This is a genomic window from Paenibacillus sp. CFBP13512 (genome assembly GCF_005233705.1).
GTDB lineage: Bacteria > Bacillota > Bacilli > Paenibacillales > Paenibacillaceae > Saccharibacillus > Saccharibacillus nuruki.
This window is the reverse complement of record NZ_QGAD01000005.1, coordinates 234,285-251,086: the sequence shown is the minus strand read 5'-3', so window position 1 is coordinate 251,086 and position 16,802 is coordinate 234,285. Positions and strand designations below refer to the sequence as shown.

14 protein-coding genes are annotated in these 16,802 nt (G+C 39.0%); 7 read left to right on the top strand and 7 right to left on the bottom strand.

Annotation, left to right across the window (positions count from 1 at the left end):
- The first annotated feature begins 185 nt into the window (after positions 1-185).
- The 3 genes from PaeCFBP13512_RS09860 (at position 186) to PaeCFBP13512_RS09850 (ending at position 2,374) form a co-directional block, all read left to right on the top strand.
- Positions 186-1,169, top strand: a complete 984-nt coding sequence (locus PaeCFBP13512_RS09860) for a YpdA family putative bacillithiol disulfide reductase (RefSeq protein WP_069327301.1) — start codon at positions 186-188, stop codon at positions 1,167-1,169.
- 116 nt (positions 1,170-1,285) lie between these two features.
- Positions 1,286-1,729 carry a DUF441 domain-containing protein gene (locus tag PaeCFBP13512_RS09855; RefSeq protein ID WP_069327443.1) on the top strand — a complete coding sequence of 148 codons (444 nt, stop codon included), beginning with the start codon at positions 1,286-1,288 and terminating at the stop codon, positions 1,727-1,729.
- 138 nt (positions 1,730-1,867) lie between these two features.
- The gene (locus PaeCFBP13512_RS09850) at positions 1,868-2,374 is read left to right on the top strand and encodes an ADP-heptose synthase (RefSeq protein ID WP_137222775.1); all 507 of its coding nucleotides are present in this window, start codon (positions 1,868-1,870) and stop codon (positions 2,372-2,374) included.
- Between the two features lie 102 nt (positions 2,375-2,476).
- On the opposite strand, the gene PaeCFBP13512_RS09845 is transcribed toward PaeCFBP13512_RS09850, so the two are convergent.
- A complete protein-coding gene (locus PaeCFBP13512_RS09845) occupies positions 2,477-2,776 on the bottom strand; it encodes a HesB/YadR/YfhF family protein (RefSeq protein ID WP_069327303.1) in 300 nt (99 codons plus the stop codon).
- Positions 2,777-3,296: 520 nt separating this feature from the next.
- Here PaeCFBP13512_RS09845 and PaeCFBP13512_RS09840 point away from each other — a divergent pair.
- Both PaeCFBP13512_RS09840 and PaeCFBP13512_RS09835 read left to right on the top strand, forming a co-directional pair.
- A complete protein-coding gene (locus tag PaeCFBP13512_RS09840) occupies positions 3,297-5,042 on the top strand; it encodes an ABC transporter ATP-binding protein (protein WP_069327304.1) in 1,746 nt (581 codons plus the stop codon).
- A gap of 9 nt (positions 5,043-5,051) precedes the next feature.
- Positions 5,052-7,187 carry an ABC transporter ATP-binding protein gene (locus PaeCFBP13512_RS09835; RefSeq protein ID WP_137222773.1) on the top strand — a complete coding sequence of 712 codons (2,136 nt, stop codon included), beginning with the start codon at positions 5,052-5,054 and terminating at the stop codon, positions 7,185-7,187.
- A gap of 68 nt (positions 7,188-7,255) precedes the next feature.
- Here PaeCFBP13512_RS09835 and PaeCFBP13512_RS09830 read toward each other — a convergent pair whose 3' ends face one another.
- Positions 7,256-8,527, bottom strand: coding sequence for a methyl-accepting chemotaxis protein (locus PaeCFBP13512_RS09830; RefSeq protein ID WP_069327305.1), 1,272 nt, complete (start codon positions 8,525-8,527; stop codon positions 7,256-7,258).
- Positions 8,528-8,867: 340 nt separating this feature from the next.
- Between PaeCFBP13512_RS09830 and PaeCFBP13512_RS09825 the strand changes: the two genes are divergently transcribed.
- On the top strand, positions 8,868-10,034 hold the full coding sequence (locus PaeCFBP13512_RS09825; protein WP_137222771.1) for an AI-2E family transporter: 1,167 nt from the start codon (positions 8,868-8,870) through the stop codon (positions 10,032-10,034).
- A gap of 143 nt (positions 10,035-10,177) precedes the next feature.
- On the opposite strand, the gene PaeCFBP13512_RS09820 is transcribed toward PaeCFBP13512_RS09825, so the two are convergent.
- The 4 genes from PaeCFBP13512_RS09820 to PaeCFBP13512_RS09805 all read right to left on the bottom strand — a co-directional run bounded on the left by PaeCFBP13512_RS09820 (position 10,178) and on the right by PaeCFBP13512_RS09805 (position 14,936).
- Positions 10,178-11,104, bottom strand: a complete 927-nt coding sequence (locus tag PaeCFBP13512_RS09820) for a protease complex subunit PrcB family protein (protein WP_137222769.1) — start codon at positions 11,102-11,104, stop codon at positions 10,178-10,180.
- 116 nt (positions 11,105-11,220) lie between these two features.
- Complete coding sequence (argS, locus tag PaeCFBP13512_RS09815) at positions 11,221-12,957, bottom strand: arginine--tRNA ligase (protein WP_137222767.1); 1,737 nt, start codon at positions 12,955-12,957, stop codon at positions 11,221-11,223.
- A gap of 562 nt (positions 12,958-13,519) precedes the next feature.
- Positions 13,520-13,861 (bottom strand): four-helix bundle copper-binding protein, encoded by a 342-nt coding sequence (locus PaeCFBP13512_RS09810; RefSeq protein ID WP_371748215.1) that lies wholly within the window; start codon positions 13,859-13,861, stop codon positions 13,520-13,522.
- Positions 13,862-13,937: 76 nt separating this feature from the next.
- Entirely contained in the window at positions 13,938-14,936 is a 999-nt protein-coding gene (locus tag PaeCFBP13512_RS09805; RefSeq protein ID WP_137222763.1) for a CobW family GTP-binding protein, read from the bottom strand.
- Between the two features lie 149 nt (positions 14,937-15,085).
- Here PaeCFBP13512_RS09805 and PaeCFBP13512_RS09800 point away from each other — a divergent pair, with 149 nt between their 5' ends.
- Complete coding sequence (locus PaeCFBP13512_RS09800; protein ID WP_137222761.1) at positions 15,086-15,598, top strand: MogA/MoaB family molybdenum cofactor biosynthesis protein; 513 nt, start codon at positions 15,086-15,088, stop codon at positions 15,596-15,598.
- A 171-nt stretch (positions 15,599-15,769) separates the two neighbouring features.
- On the opposite strand, the gene PaeCFBP13512_RS09795 is transcribed toward PaeCFBP13512_RS09800, so the two are convergent.
- Positions 15,770-16,768 (bottom strand): acrylyl-CoA reductase family protein, encoded by a 999-nt coding sequence (locus PaeCFBP13512_RS09795; RefSeq protein ID WP_137222759.1) that lies wholly within the window; start codon positions 16,766-16,768, stop codon positions 15,770-15,772.
- Positions 16,769-16,802 lie beyond the last annotated feature (34 nt).

Genomic DNA, 16,802 nt, shown 5'->3' with positions numbered 1-16,802 from the left:
TGAATTGATTCAATTTTTTACAAATTTGTGCGTTTTGAATCTTAAATTGTGTCTATGTGCCTAAGCAAGCTAGAATTTTATAACATATTAAGGTAGGATAAATATGGTTCTATTTTAATAACGATCTGAACGGACAAAGATCGTCTATACAGAAAAGAGATTATGGAAGGAGCTAGACCACTGTGATGGAAGATGTAATTATTATTGGTGCTGGACCTTGCGGATTATCTGCTGCAATCGAATGCACACGTTTAGGCATGAAGACATTATTGATTGAAAAGTATAATATGGTACATTCGATTTACTTATATCCAACGAATATGCAATTTTTTAGTACAGCTGAATTGTTAGAAATCGGAGATTTGCCGTTCTCTACTCCGTATGACAAGCCTTTCCGTCATGAAGCTTTAGCTTATTATCGCCGTGCAGCAGGTCATTACGATCTACGTGTACAGCCTTATACGGAAGCTTTGGAAGTACAACCACGACAAGATGGTACGTTTGAGATTCAGACAACCAATCGTCATGGTGAAGACAAAACATATAAAGCACGTAAAGTTATTATTGCTACAGGTTATTTTGATCATCCGAACTATCTAGGTATTCCGGGTGAAGAATTAGATAAAGTAACTCACTATTTCCGTGAAGCTCATCCTTATGCGGGTATGCGAGTAACTGTTATTGGCGGAAGTAATTCTGCTGTCGATGCTGCTCTAGAAATCGTACGTGTCGGTGCTCATGTCGATATGGTCTACCGTGGTAGCGATCTTTCTCAAAATATCAAATCATGGGTACGTCCTGTATTTGAAGGTCAGGTGTTGAAAGGCAATGTCACTCTTCACTTGAACTCTAAAGTCACAGAGATTACGTCGTCTCAAGTTACCATCACGCAAAATGATGGCGAAACAGCAACGATTGAGAATGATTTCGTCCTTGCTATGACAGGCTTCCATCCTGATCGTAAATTACTCACATCTGCTGGGATTGAAATGAGTGACGATATGGATAAACCGAAGTTCGATCTGGAAACGATGGAATCGAATATTCCAGGTTTGTATGTAGCTGGCGTTATCGCTTCTGGTCGTAATGCAAATGAAGTCTTTATTGAGACAGGTCGTCGTCACGGTAACAAAATTGCGAATCATATTCACAAACAACTGGCTCATTAATAAAAATCTATTAACGATAAAAAAGGTAATCATTTAAATGTAAAGGTGTCCGCTTATGCGGGCATTTTGCTATTTAAAGATGTCAAGAAAGGAGTGATCTTATCAAAATGGCTGCGATCGATACACCTGCACTGATTTTGTTAGTTCTAGCGGCGCTCGGGATTATTGGTAATAACTCAACCGTAACGATTGCTATGCTAGTCTTATTGCTTATTCGCGTATTAGGCTGGCATCAAGCCTTTCCATGGTTACAGAAATATGGCTTAACAATTGGGATTATTATTTTGACGATCGGTGTAATGACCCCACTTGCCAGTGGTAAAATTTCACTGGATACGATACTTTCTTCTTTTCTCAGCTGGAAATCGCTTGCTGCGATCGGAATTGGCTTATTCGTGGCTTATCTTGGTGGACGGGGCACGATATTAATGACTAATCAACCTACTGTAGTGGCTGGATTGTTAATAGGAACACTGTTAGGCGTAGCCTTTTTCAAAGGTGTACCTGTAGGTCCATTGATTGCCGCAGGTCTATTATCTCTACTAATTGGCAAATCGTAGCCTCTATAATGACTATAACCAAACACATTCAACGATTATGCTTATCTGATAGGCTTAGGTATGATATACTTTCTAAATATGAATCGATGATAAAATGCTTATATTGAATGTGTTAGCATCATCCAGGAGGATACACCTATGTCTCAAACTTTTGTTATTGAAGCGGTCATGATCGCCATCTATGGTCAACTGCTTGATCCGGAAAAACCGGTAGAATATATTGTGCCTTACACAAGTATTATGGAGTTATATGAATTTGCGGAAAGTACTGAACCTTTAATGAATGAAGATAATGAGAATCAGTATGTCAAAACAAGAATTCAGCAATTGATTGCTTATTTTGAAGAACCATTGAACAAAAAGAAAATTCAACGTTCTCTTCAGGTTCCATGGGCTCAAAGTTCGGCTATTTTACTCAGTGAAAAAGTCCAATTAAAAATCATTAATGCGATGGATAATGCTCACTATGGCGAATCTTTTGATCCGATTGAAACGGAAATGATTCTTTCTGCGCTAAAAAAAGAAGCACCGATGTTGACTGATCAATTTGAAATGATTCATCGAATTATTGAAGCCAAAATTCCTGTGCAAGTATACGATATCGAAGATTTCTCATTTGCTCTTGAAGGCACACCTACTGTCTAAATGAATTTAGATTATCCCAAGTAAAATACGTAAAAAAAAGCTTCTTCCTCATAACAAGGAAGAAGCTTTTTTTGAATCAATGATCCAATAATACAGCGAGCCTTATTGAGATTCAGGCATGTACGCATACCGAATATCGTCTTCATGCTCAATATATTCAACATTCAGGCGATATCCGTTGATATACCACAAATCTTGATCTTCCATATAGAAATGGATATTTTCTACATCTTGCGTTAATGCCGGGCTCACTGGTGGTTCAACAGAAATACCTAGTGAGAACCCTGGATGAATTTCACTGTTACTGCTGTATCGTGCATAAAAGCGAACAGCATCGCCTTCAGCTAGACTCAATTCTTTTTTGTACCAGCGTGCGGCTTCATCAGATACGGCTATACTCATGATTTATACCACCTCTCTTTTTTACCTTTACCCTATTTTCTATCCTATTATAACATGATATCTTTATTGCTTTTTTGATTCATTTCTTTGCAACAAAATAGCTATATATTAAAAAAATATGAAGATTTTATGAATTTTACGTTGACAATGCAAAAATTGCAGTGATACAATCAACAGCAGACAGGTACTAATTTAGAAGTTATTACCATCTGCATACTACTTTGAAGAAGAAAGGGTGAATCTCCATGGATAAAATGATGAATGTACATAACCACGCCTATGTTCCCGTAGCTTTATCACAATTAAATATCGGAGCACCCCAGCAGATGGAATCCTTCAAGTAGATTGCGTACTTTAAATCACGCTTGATCTCTATCCAACATGATAATTATTTGTCATATGGCGGTTGCTTAGCAATCGCGCTATATGATGTCCATACAAGACACGTCGTTTGCGTTTGCAGACGACGTGTCTTTTTATGTGGATTTTGACAAGTGTTCGACAGAAAGGTAGTGAGTATATGTTTGCTGTTTTTAAAAATTTAGGCTGGTTTTTCAGCCGCGAACGAAAGCGGTATTTGATCGGTATTATTTTATTGATTATTGCCGGTGTACTTGAATTAGCACCTCCTAAGTTACTAGGCAGTGCGATTGATGAGATTTCAGGCGGTACGATTACCGTGTCTTCATTGGTTTATTATATTTCCGTCACATTAGCGATTCTGGTTGTGATCTATGGAATTACGTATGTATGGATGCATAGTCTATTCGGTGGATCAAATCTGGTAGAACGTCTATTACGTACTCGCTTTATGGCTCATTTGCTACGTATGACTCCGCCCTTTTTTGAACGGAACCGTACAGGTGACTTGATGGCTCGTGCCACCAATGATCTACGTGCGGTGTCTATGACTGTAGGATTCGGCATGTTAACTCTTACCGATTCCACGTTCTTTTTATTAACGATACTGTTAGCGATGGGATTCGTAATCAGCTGGAAATTAACGATTGCGGCTATTCTTCCACTTCCTTTTATAGCACTGGCTATGGCGATTTACGGTAAAGTGGTTCATGCACGTTATACACTGGCACAGGATGCTTTCGGTGATATGAACGATCAGGTACTTGAATCGGTTGCTGGTGTACGTGTTATTCGTGCGTATGTACAAGAACGTTTTGATGAGAATCGATTTGAAAAGATCACTGACGACGTCTATCGCAAAAACTTACGAGTCGTTATGGTGGATGCGCTATTTGAACCTACAATTCGACTATTTGTGGGATTGAGTTATATTATTGCACTCGGGTACGGAATTTATCTGGTGTTCCATAATGAGTTAACACTTGGCGATCTGGTTTCTTTCAACTTGTATCTAGGAATGATGATCTGGCCGATGTTTGCGATTGGTGAATTGATCAATCTGATGCAACGTGGTAGCGCTTCGCTAGATCGTGTGAACGAAGTTCTTTATGTAAAACCTGATGTAGATGATATCACTCAACCTGTGCATGTTCCTTCCCTTCATAAAATTGAATTTAAAGATGTCACGTTCCGTTATCCTACGTCCACTGTCGATAATCTAGAGCATCTAAATCTACAGATTCGTGCAGGTGAGACTCTAGGCGTAGTCGGCAGAACGGGTAGTGGTAAATCCACGCTACTCAAACAACTGCTCTATGAATATCCTACAGGAGCAGGAAATCTTACGATTGGTGATGTACCTATTCAGGATATTGCCAAAGATCAATTACACGGTTGGATCGGTTATGTTCCGCAAGAACAAATCCTTTTCTCTCGTAGTGTGCGTGAAAATATTCGCTTCGGTAAATCAGACGCTACCGATGATGAAGTGTTGAATGCGATTCATACAGCAGCTTTTGATAAAGATCTGCATACGCTTTCTGATGGTCTAGATACGATTGTGGGTGAACGTGGCGTAGCTTTATCAGGCGGTCAAAAACAACGTGTATCGCTTGCACGTGCATTTATCTCTGAACCTGAAGTACTGATTCTCGATGATGCTTTATCCGCTGTCGATGCTCGTACAGAAACTAGAATTATTGAAAATATTCGTACCAAACGTGCAGGTAAAACGACATTGATCGCTACCCATCGCCTTTCAGCGGTAGAACATGCAGATCATATCGTCGTACTGGATCGCGGAAAAATTATTGAAGAAGGAACCCATGCTGAATTGCTACAGTCGGATGGCTGGTATCGTGAGCAATATGAACGTCAGCAATTGGCGGATTCCTTAGAGGGGTAGGTGTCTGCATTGGAGACTCAAGATTACAACGAGCAACCGACAACAAAGCTCGATAACAAAACGATTACCAAAAGGCTTTACCAATATGCGTTACGCTCGAAAAAAACTTTTATTATAGCATTGGTCATGTTAGCGATCGGTGTAGGGGCTGAACTTGCAGGTCCCTTTATCGCTAAAAATATTATTGATAATCATTTATTCGCAATTGAACAACCTTTTTATCAGACTTCTTCCAGTACGAATGCTGTACTGTATAACGGCAACTATTACAAACGTGAAGGTTTCTGGACAGAAGGCGAAACTAAAGGAGCACAGGCTCATGTGATCCAGAGTGGAACCAGTTTTTATTTTGTCGAAGGTTCTGTACCTTCAACGAAAGGTGAACGAACATTTACAGATGGTGTATTAACGATTCAAAATAATCAAAGTACAGCCTCTTATCCAGCTGTTCCTTTGACAGCTAACAAATTATTTTCGTTTTATCAACCTGAATTGCCGGGTATTTATAAGCTAATTGGCTGGTACTTTGTATTCTTGTTGATCACGATTATTATGGAATTCGGGAAGACGTACTGGCTCCAATCGTCGGCCAACAAAGTCATTCAGCAATTACGCTTAGACTTGTATGCTCATATTCAGCGATTGCCAATTCCTTTTTTCGATAATCTGCCAGCAGGTAAAGTAGTATCCCGGATTACGAATGATACTGAAGCTGTCAAAGATTTATTTGTCGCTGTACTAGCTAACTTTAGTTCAGGGATTGTCTATATGATTGGTGTCTATATCGCACTCTTTTTACTAGACTGGCGTCTGGGTATGATTTGTTTGTTTGTAATCCCTCTACTCGTTCTATGGATCGTACTTTATCGTAAAATAGCAACCAAATATAATACGATTATTCGTTCCAGACTGAGTGAAATTAATGCTATTATCAATGAATCAATTCAAGGAATGTCGATTATTCGTGTATTCCGTAAGCAACGTCAGACTCAAGAAGAATTTGAGAATTTGAATAACGATTACCTGTTCTATCAGAATAAAATGTTAAATCTAAATGCGTTTACTTCCCATAATCTAGTTAACGTTTTGCGCAGTCTTACTTTTGCGATTGTGTTATGGTATTTCGGTGCTTCTGCATTAGGCGGAGTCGAAGGTGTCATTTCATTAGGAGTACTGTACGCTTTTGTCGATGTATTGGGAAGATTGTTCCAACCGGTTACAGGTATGGTCAATCAACTAGCTGCACTCGATTTATCCATGGTATCCGCAGGACGTGTATTCGAGTTAATGGATGAAAAAGGCGAGCAAGTGACCGATGGTGCTATGCCTCGTTATCAAGGGAATGTAGAATTTAAAGACGTAACTTTTGCTTACAAAAAAGATCCTGTGCTCAAACATATTAGCTTTGAAGCGAAGCAAGGTCAGACTGTAGCCCTGGTCGGTCATACCGGTTCTGGTAAAAGTTCGATTATTAACCTGCTCTTCCGCTTCTATGATCCACAGCAAGGCACGATTACAATCGATGGTCAAAATGTACAACAATTGCCGAAACAATGGCTACGTCAGCATATGGGCATCGTGCTTCAAGATCCTTATCTATTTACAGGAACGATTGCTTCTAATGTGAATTTGGAAAATGAACAGATCTCGCGTGAACGTATCGAACAAGCTTTACGTGATGTCGGTGCAGAACAGATTCTGTCTGATCTTCCTAAAGGCTATGATGAACCTGTTATGGAAAAAGGAAGTACACTCTCTGCGGGGCAACGTCAATTGATCTCATTTGCTAGAGCACTTGCTTTCGATCCAGCGATTCTTATTCTGGATGAAGCAACAGCGAATATTGATACAGAGACAGAAGCATTGATTCAATCCGCTTTGGATGTTTTGAAAAAAGGACGCACCACTTTCATTATCGCTCACCGTTTATCTACGATTCGCAGTGCAGATCAGATTCTCGTCTTGCATCGTGGTGAAATTGTAGAACGTGGTAGTCATGATGAATTAATGGAAATAGATGGACGTTATCGTCAGATGTACCGGATGCAAGTCGGTTCCGGTTCCAATATGGTCGCTGATGGTACCGAGTCTGCGAAAGACAAAGAAGTTCAAGTCCCTGCTCATCTGGCTGGACGCACAACATAAAAAAGAAGCCTGCATGATCCAGATCAATGGATTATGCAGGCTTCTTTTTTACTAATTTATTTCAAATTTTACAATGAGAACGCTTTTGTTTTTTCTAATAAGCGACTGGTCATTGTGCTTAATTCATCAGAAGATGAAGAAATTTCTTCCATAATAGCCGTTTCTTCGTGAGTTGCCATGGAAATTTGTTTGGCTCCCTCATAAAAGGTATCTGCCATTTGACGAATCGTATGCACATTCTGATACGTGAGTTCTACACGATCTGTTTGTTCTGTAATAGAGTCTTCCATCAATTGAACCGCAGACATAAACTCATACACTACACTTGAAAATTCGATCAGGGTAGACTCTACTTTATGCGTGTTGGAGGTTTCATTTTGTACCAATTCATTTTGATTGTGAATCAACTGCACCGTTTCATGAATCTGAGCTTGTACCGCCATAATCAGACTATGAATTTTCTGTGCTGAATCGTTACTTTGTTCTGCTAATTTACGAATCTCTGTAGCAACGACAGCGAATCCTGCTCCATGTTCCCCCGCATGAGCTGCTTCGATAGAAGCATTTAACGCTAGCAAATGGGTCTGTTCTGCTAATTCTTTGACTGTTCCTGTAACAGCCCCGATATCAGAAGCTTGATGATCTAACAGACGTACCGTTTGTTCCGCTTGTGTCTGAGATTCGGATAATGTGCTCATGCCTGATTTGAGTGATAAAAAGATATTTTTGGTTGCTTCTACTGACTGCTCCATATTACCAGATAAGGCACGCATATGAGACGACTTTTCTTTCATTTCTTGAAAAGATTCCAACATCTGTTCTGCGGTCTGTAGTGAAGACTCTGAAGATTCACGTTGCTTGCCTACACCACGGTAAATATCGTCTGCTACCGTTGCCATAGACTCAATCTGACTGGTCGCTTCGGTAATCGAATGACTGAGATTTTCGGCATTATGAGATGTGGTCGTGGTATTACTAGCAATATCGTTAATAATATCTTTAATATTGTTCACCATGACGCGAAAAGCATCATTCAATACTTTAATTTCATCTTCTTCACGACGCTCTGGAATATCTACCATCAGATCGCCTGCGGATACACGCTTGGCTGCTTTGGATAGATTAACGATTGGTTTAGTTAAAAATTTAGAAATCGCAAATCCTAATATCCCACTCCAAGTAATGCCCATCAACAATATAATAGACACATATAACCAATCACTCATTTCTGTTGCTAAATACGCTTTCAAATAGAAAATAAAAAAGGCACTTGTTCCATACGTAATAATAGATACGCCGATAAAACTTAAAACTAACTTTGAACCTAATGATAATTTCATGATACACCTCATAGATCTAAGATTTGGAGTAGAAATAAATAAGGTCATATGTTGGATAATGAGTAAAGAGATGAGTTATACTTTGCTTCTACCTATACTCACTTTTGTACGATTGAGTCACTTATTAATTTAAATTTTAGCAAATAATAAGCAATATCGTTGTGACAAAAGTCATAGCAAAGTAAATTTTATGAGTCTTTCGACGCAATAAACGTTTTTGTGTCTTTTTTCATATCCTTACATATGTAACTTGCTCTCTTGCTTGCGGCAAGCTATTGTTAACTTAATGCTTTTCAAATAAAATAACTAGAGCATAATGTCTTAAAGGGGATGAATGGCCATGGAACGAACTCGACCTTGGAGCGAGCGATTCAAATTATTTTTTCTAAACAATCGGTTTGTCATTTTTTTGCTAGTCTTGTTGTTAATCTCAATAAACATTTTTGTACTTTCCAAAATACCTTATGTCTTTACCCCGCTTTTCGTTTTAATTAAAACTGTAATTTTGCCTATTATTCTGAGCGGTATTCTGTTTTACTTATTTAATCCATTAGTCAATTTTCTGGAAAAACGCAAAGTAAAAAGAATATATTCCATCATTTTACTTTATCTTCTTATTATCGGTCTGATTGTATTAATTGTTAGCCTTGTCATCCCTGTGATTCAGACGCAGATTCGAGAATTAATTCGTAATATTCCATCCTTTTACGATGGCATTGTGAATCAGATTCAATACTGGTTAGGCGGAGATGTATCCAAGCAGATACAACATACGTTCAGTATCAATCCGAACGATCTGGTACAGAATTTATCGGAAAAAGGATCTTCTATTATTAACCAGACGTTTACTGGTATTGGTGGATTTTTGGGAGCTTTAACGGAAACGGTATTATCGATTGTGACCGTTCCATTTATTTTATTTTACTTACTTAAAGATGGCGCTAAATTACCGAATTTCATTATGAAATTTATTCCTGTGACTTTACGTAGTCAAACCGGTAAAGTGATGTCTGAAATGAACCATCAGATCAGTTCGTATATTCGTGGACAAATTATTGTGAGTGTATGTATCGGGATTTTACTTTATATTGGCTATCAGATTATCGGTCTTGATTATTCGTTAATTCTTGCTATTATGGCTTCTTGTACAAGTATTGTTCCTTATTTGGGACCTGCTATTGCGATTACTCCAGCATTGATAGTGGCTCTAGTGACTTCTCCATTTATGTTATTAAAAATGGTGATTGTATGGACGATTGTACAATTAATAGAAGGTAAACTCATTTCGCCACAGATTATGGGTAAATCTCTTAAAGTTCATCCGATTACGATTATCTTTGTGATTTTGACAGCAGGTAAATTGTTCGGAGTGATTGGAATTTTGTTAGCTGTTCCTGGTTATGCTGTACTTAAAGTAATCGTGACTCATTTATTTGATTGGTTCAAAGTAAGCTCTAATCTATATGAAAAGAAAAAGATTACTGAACCTCCTGTTATCAAACCATAAACGGTGCATGATTATATTGTAGAAACTGTAAAATGACCTACACCCCAGAAAAAACATCATAAAAAAGACCTGAGTTTAACTGTACATTCCTATACAGTGGCTCAGGTCTTTTTGTTTATGCTTTATACTTATTGAATGGAGTCTTATTTAGCCAATTCAGGTGTATATCCATCAGGAATCGTTGTTGTTACTTTACCTTCTGTAATCACTTGAGGATTCATTTCACCTGGAGCTGGTTTTTTCACATTGTAACTAACCACTGCACGCTTATCATCGGTTAACTGTACTTTAGTAATTTCTACTGAATAACCCGGGTTAGGAAGTTGTACAGTTAGTGTTACTGTTTGTTGATCTGCTGTATCTGCTGGAGCAACACTTAGTTCTGGCTCATTGCCCATTTGATCATCACCCGTTTCACCTGGTGCAGGAGTAGTTGTATCATCATTTGCTTTGTTATAACGATCTACCATTTGTACACCATGGTATACCCATTCTGCGGCTTGCATACGTGTAATTTCTTTGGTAGGCATAAATGCTTTACCTACAGAGCTACGATCAATCACATTCATATTGACCAAATCTTGAATCGCTCCTGAAGCTTCTTTACTAATTTGATCTTGATCGGTAAAGACTGCAAACATTTTGGTTGTAGGATAATTACCTGTCACATTAATCGCTTCATGTAACCAGATTGCAAATTGCTCACGAGTTACTTTTTTCTCAGCATCAAATGATGGGATCGATATATTGTTAGCTTCAGCAATACGTAAAGCGTCGGTATACCATGCTTTACGAACTAGATCATCACCCGGTTTTGTTACATCCCCTTTTAATTCAAAAGCTTTGACCAAAATTTGAATCGCTTGTGGCTGTGTAAGTGTCATATCTGGCTTGAATTGAGTAGAAGTCACGCCATTAATAACTCCTTTATCATGTAACATATTGATGATTGTTTGATTATCTTTGTCTTTCACATCGGTAAATGTAGAAGCAGCACTTGCACTTCCTGCTCCTGCAATCGCCAATGATAATGTTAATACTGCTACTGCTTTTTTCTTATGATTCCACATTTGTAATCATCCCTCCATTGAATAGGTCTACTGTCGAATAATTTGGTTTTTATTCAACCTTACAATGCCCTAGACGTATAGAAGTTCTCATTTGTTGCACATCAATTATACAGCAATCACATCTGTTCCGGCGTTTGCAGTCCAAGTAAAGTCATTAGCCTTTTCAAATAAAGCTCTGTTTGCATAGTGAGTGAGATACGCTGAGCCTTGACAGACAGCGGAGCATCCACGATCCGATCTTTGTTATAAAATTGGTTAAATAACTTGGCAGTTTCTAGTGTATATCTAGCGATAATAGAAGGTTCATGTTGTGTTGCTGCTCGTTCCAATTCGTATGTGTATCTTGATAAATGGATCAGCAAAGCCCAGCTCACATGACTCCATTCTCTATTCGTTGTATTTGTTTCCAGTTCGATTGTGGTCTGGTTATGATGTGAATTATTCATTGTTTGTACTTTTCGCAAAATGCTTTGGATTCTAGCATAGGTGTATTGAAGATAGGGACCTGTCTCTCCTTCAAAAGTTACAGCGTCTTTCAATGAAAAATCGATCTCATTCTGACGATTATTTTTGAGATCCCCGAAAATAATCGCACCAATACCGATCTGCTCAGCCACCTGTTCTTTATTCGGCAAATCAGGACTTTTTTCAGCAATAATTTGTGTTGCTCGTTCTACAGCTTGATCCAATACTTCTTCCAAAAAGACCACTTTTCCTTTACGGGTAGACATCTTTTTACCATCAACTTTCATTAAGCCAAATGGCACATGAATACAATCTGTTGCCCATGAGTGTCCCATTTTACGAAGCACTTCAAATACCTGTTTGAAATGCAATGTCTGCTCTCCGCCGACCACATAGATCAACTGATCTGCATCCATTATTTCTTTGCGATAAATAGCAGTCGCCAGATCACGTGTCGGATAAATCGTTGTCCCATCTGATTTCAAAATCAAACATGGTGGTAATTCCTGTTCATCTAATCTCACTACCTGTGCTCCATCGCTTTCGACAAGTAATTGCTGACGCTGCAATTGCGCAATCACAGCAGGCATTTTATCGTTATAAAAGCTTTCACCAAGTACAGCATCGAACTCTACCCCTAGCCGTTGATACATTTTCTGAAGCGACTGCATACTTACGTCTACAAAATAATGCCATAGTTCTACAGCTTGAGCATCGCCTTGTTCTAATTTGCGGAACCAATCTCTTGCTTCATCATCTAACCGAGGATTCTGTTCAACTTCTTCATGAAATTGAATGTATACTCTTAACGATTCTCCTATAGGATTCAGCTTCAATTGCTCTGGATCGCCCCACCGTAAGTAAGCGGTTATTAATTTACCAAATTGTGTTCCCCAATCTCCTAAATGATTGACTCGAATCGCTTCATACCCTACGGCTTGGTAGATCCGATGCAAAGCCGCTCCTATGATGGTTGAACGCAAATGTCCTACTCCAAAAGGCTTGGCTATATTAGGCGATGACATATCGATTACAATCCGCTTACCTGCACCTATCTGAAGCTCTGTATTTTGTTGCTCTTCTAGACTGGATAATATCTCAGTTCCATAATAAGCACGATCCCAGGTCAAATTGATATAAGCACCTACAGCTTGTGCCTGAATATGAGCATCTGCTAACGGTTGTTCTATTGCTGTTATTATTTCTGGCGCAATCTGGTCAGGCGAACGTCTCCATGTTTTGGCAAAAGTATAACAAGGAAATGCCAGATCACCCATATCAATCGTTGGCGGAACTTCAAGCATTTGAATCAATTCTTCTTCAGTCATTGAGGTTACAGGTTGTAACATCGAAGCGACTTGTTGTTTGAATAAATGAGCTAATTTCATCTGTAAATTCTCCTTTACGTATATTTTAAAATTCATGTGGTTATTCATGTTGTATCTTTGCTAGGTACTGGTTTGACTATGTACAAAATACAAAAAAAGCACTCATCTGCTTAAGTGAGTTATCACTTAAGAGACGAGCGCTTATAATAAGCATTCCCGCGGTACCACTCTTTGTACAGTATGTATATGTGGATACTACCATTATTGTATCTGCTCCATCATCCCATTACTGTCGCTTGATAACGATAACGGTGTCAGCCGGACTTATCTATACAGATAAATTAGATCCATGATCGTGTTCACCTTTTGAATAAGTCATTTCCCGAGTGCGGTTCACCTACGAATGTTTTACCGGCTTTCACTCTCCCGGTTCGCTGCTTAAACAGTGATCGTTATGGCTACTCTCTCGTTCATGAATGATAAATGTAAAGTTTAGATTGTATTATACATACGGTGTTAGGTTTACGCAACCTAAAAATTGCAATAAAAAAACCTTCGCAAATATGCAAAGGTTCTGAAAATAGTTATGGTTATCCTTACTGTCTATGTATAAAGTAGTAGATTATACAGCTACCATCAAATCTCTACACATGTCTACACAACGACGGCAGGCTTCAATACATTCACGAGAGTGCGCATTGTCATGTTTTGAACATTCATCAATACAAGCTTCACACACTTTAGCACATAATTCAGCAATTTCACCAGCAAATTGGCTACCTTGACTTAGCGATTGTGCTGTAAAAGAACAGATCTCTGCACATTCACGAGTAATACGTATACAGTCACACAATTTCTCAAGATTATATTCTTTCAAATTAGCTACATACGAAAGATTACAAGCATTCATAGCCTCGACACAAGCTTCAATATGAGCATGGTATAATTTTTGATTAGCCATCATTTTCATGACCTCCGTTAAGATTGGAATAGTTATATTGAACTATTACCCCGGCTATGCTCGTATTGAAACCGCATACTTACAATAATTTAGCTGCTTGCTGTTCCAGTACTAGCAATTGTTCCTTTATCAACTCTTTGTCGAAATGCTCTCCAATAAAAACAGCAACATCAGGGACTGCTTTTTGTGGCGTAATCTTCATAAAGTCCATTTCACGATAAGCATATTGGAACAAAAAACGACTTGCGGTGTCGTTAAATGTTAGAATCCCTTTTGCACGATAAACTTCAGTCGGTAAAGACCGGATTACATTCTCAAAAGCTTCACTATTAATCGGGTGCTCAAAATAATGGGTATACGCCATCACATGACTATGTGAACCATGCATATGCTCGGAATGGGTATGATCATGACTGTGTTCAGTCGAAGTTGAAGTCTGTTTATTTTGCGCTAATGTTTCTTTGGCATCAACGACCGATGAAAGGTCTGTATAAATGGTACTCGGCACTTCACAGCGCACTGTCGTATGAATAGGTGCATACGCATTCCATCCACGTAGAATAGCTTCTAGTTTTGTAATGGTTATTGCATCGACACGATCACTTTTATTCAAAATCAATACAGAAGCACACCGAATCTGCTCTTGCATCAGACGATATGTTTTGCCTTTCTGCTCTTGATACAATTCCCATAGATGAGCTGCATCGACTACAGTTATCAAATTTTTTAATTCCATACGGTTGTACAATGAAGTCTCTGTAACCGCATCTAGAATTTCGATTGGATTCGCCACGCCAGAAGCTTCGATAATAATCACATCAGGCTTTTCAGTCTCCATTAAATTATATAATTCCATACTGAGATCAGCACGAATCGAACAGCAGATACATCCACTTAGTAATTCAGCCATTGCCACATCTTGATCTACCATCATCCCATCCAAATTGACATCGCCGATCTCATTCATAATCACAGCAGGTGTTTTGCCAAGGGATTTCCATTCTTGAATCATATGTTGAAGCATGGTGGTTTTGCCACTGCCTAGAAATCCAGACAAAATATATACAGGTGTTGTCATTGATATCCTCCTCGTGCATGGTTCTTTGCTTTATTAATTTAGGGCTACTCTTATATTATACACTGACATGGCAAGTGTTCATGATCGATCACAACCTATGTTACAATGGCAGGGATGCTTGAATGAGAATAAAGGAGTGAATAAATACCATGAGATCCGTAGATGAACATCGCGCAGAAGCACCAGATACTGTACGTTGTATGGTCATTACTGTGTCAGATACTCGCACTGAAGCAACCGATACAGGTGGACAATTATTACAGTCCCTTTTAACAGAGAATGGTTATCAGGTTATAGATTATACCATCGTTAAAGATAGCTATGTTGGTATCCGTGAATTGCTTCATGATGCCGCAGAACGTCCAGAAGTCGAAGCTATTTTGTTAACAGGTGGCACAGGGATAGCTCCGCAAGATGTAACGTTTGAAGCAGTACAAAGTCTTTTGACGAAAGAATTACCTGGTTTTGGAGAGATTTTTCGCTTTCTGAGTTTTACTGAAGATATTGGTTCAGCTGCCATTATGAGCCGTGCCATTGCAGGTACTATCGGAGGAACTGCTGTCTTTTCGATGCCCGGTTCACGAGGTGCCGTGAAGTTAGCGATGGAACGCATTATTATTCCTGAATTGGGACATGTGATGCGAGAAATTTATAAAAAATAATGGAATAGATTCTATAGGATCATCTGCCTACACAGAAGCATAAATGATCTCCCATCCTAGATGTCATACACTATCGATATCATGTCATAGCAAAAAAGCACACTGCCGTTTATCGATGCAGTGTGCTTTTTGTTGTTATTTTATGCCTAATGTAATCAGATGAAATACATCTCAGGATGTAACTTTAATCAACTGACGACCGACTGCTTTACCTGCTAGAATCGTTTCTAACGCTTGTGGTATTTGTTCTAGCGTATATTCTGTAACCGCTTGATGAATAGCTGTAGTTGGTTTCCAATCGCTTGCTAGGTGCTTCCAGACTCTTTGTCTGATCTCAATAGGGCAAAATACAGAATCAATGCCAATCAGATGGGCTCCACGTAGAATAAAGGGAAAGACTGAACTTTCAAAATCGTTACCTGCTGTCATACCCGATACAGCCACTACACCACGATATTTTAATGATTTCAGCCGTTCTCCTAGCCCTTTACCACCTGTAGGGTCGATAATACCTGCCCAAGTGGATTTACCTAATGGACCGTCTACTTTCTGCTCCGCTTCTTCTCTTGAAATGATTTGAGACGCTCCCAGTGTGGTTAACCAGTCCTTTTGATCGGCTTTGCCACTTGCTGCATAGACTTCATATCCTAATGCACTCAAGATCGAAATAGCTATGGTTCCCACCCCACCTGTAGATCCTGTGACAAGGATCGGACCGTCTTCAGGTTTGATTCCATGTTCAATTAACGCATCTACAGACATTCCAGCCGTAAATCCAGCCGTACCAATAATCATCGCTTCTTTAGCACTTAGTCCTTGAGGTAGCTTAATCAACCATTCGGCAGGCACGCGAGCATATTCACTGTACCCTCCATAATGACTGACACCCAGCTTATATCCAGTACATAGCACTTGATCGCCTACTTGAAACTGCTCATCGCTTGACTCTACTACTTCTCCTGCCAAATCTATCCCTGCCACAAACGGGTACTGCTTCACAATCTTGCCTTCTGCTATACTTGCCAGTCCATCTTTATAATTGACATCTGAATATGATACTTTAATAGTGACAGATCCTTCAGGTAATTGATGAAGTTGTAATTGTTGAACCTCACCGGTTACTTTTTGATCTGACTGTTCTAATACAAACGCACGAAATGTCTGTTCCATCTAACTCATCCTTTCTATCTTTCCTTCTTTATCA

What these genes read in the sequence shown, in the direction of transcription:
- PaeCFBP13512_RS09860 (WP_069327301.1), top strand. Translation starts at nt 186, where the DNA reads ATGGAAGATGTAATTATTATTGGTGCTGGACCTTGCGGATTATCTGCT.
- PaeCFBP13512_RS09850 (WP_137222775.1), top strand. Translation starts at nt 1,868, where the DNA reads ATGTCTCAAACTTTTGTTATTGAAGCGGTCATGATCGCCATCTATGGT.
- PaeCFBP13512_RS09845 (WP_069327303.1), bottom strand. Translation starts at nt 2,776, where the DNA reads ATGAGTATAGCCGTATCTGATGAAGCCGCACGCTGGTACAAAAAAGAA.
- PaeCFBP13512_RS09840 (WP_069327304.1), top strand. Translation starts at nt 3,297, where the DNA reads ATGTTTGCTGTTTTTAAAAATTTAGGCTGGTTTTTCAGCCGCGAACGA.
- PaeCFBP13512_RS09830 (WP_069327305.1), bottom strand. Translation starts at nt 8,527, where the DNA reads ATGAAATTATCATTAGGTTCAAAGTTAGTTTTAAGTTTTATCGGCGTA.
- PaeCFBP13512_RS09825 (WP_137222771.1), top strand. Translation starts at nt 8,868, where the DNA reads ATGGAACGAACTCGACCTTGGAGCGAGCGATTCAAATTATTTTTTCTA.
- PaeCFBP13512_RS09820 (WP_137222769.1), bottom strand. Translation starts at nt 11,104, where the DNA reads ATGTGGAATCATAAGAAAAAAGCAGTAGCAGTATTAACATTATCATTG.
- argS (WP_137222767.1), bottom strand. Translation starts at nt 12,957, where the DNA reads ATGAAATTAGCTCATTTATTCAAACAACAAGTCGCTTCGATGTTACAA.
- PaeCFBP13512_RS09810 (WP_371748215.1), bottom strand. Translation starts at nt 13,861, where the DNA reads ATGATGGCTAATCAAAAATTATACCATGCTCATATTGAAGCTTGTGTC.
- PaeCFBP13512_RS09805 (WP_137222763.1), bottom strand. Translation starts at nt 14,936, where the DNA reads ATGACAACACCTGTATATATTTTGTCTGGATTTCTAGGCAGTGGCAAA.
- PaeCFBP13512_RS09800 (WP_137222761.1), top strand. Translation starts at nt 15,086, where the DNA reads ATGAGATCCGTAGATGAACATCGCGCAGAAGCACCAGATACTGTACGT.
- PaeCFBP13512_RS09795 (WP_137222759.1), bottom strand. Translation starts at nt 16,768, where the DNA reads ATGGAACAGACATTTCGTGCGTTTGTATTAGAACAGTCAGATCAAAAA.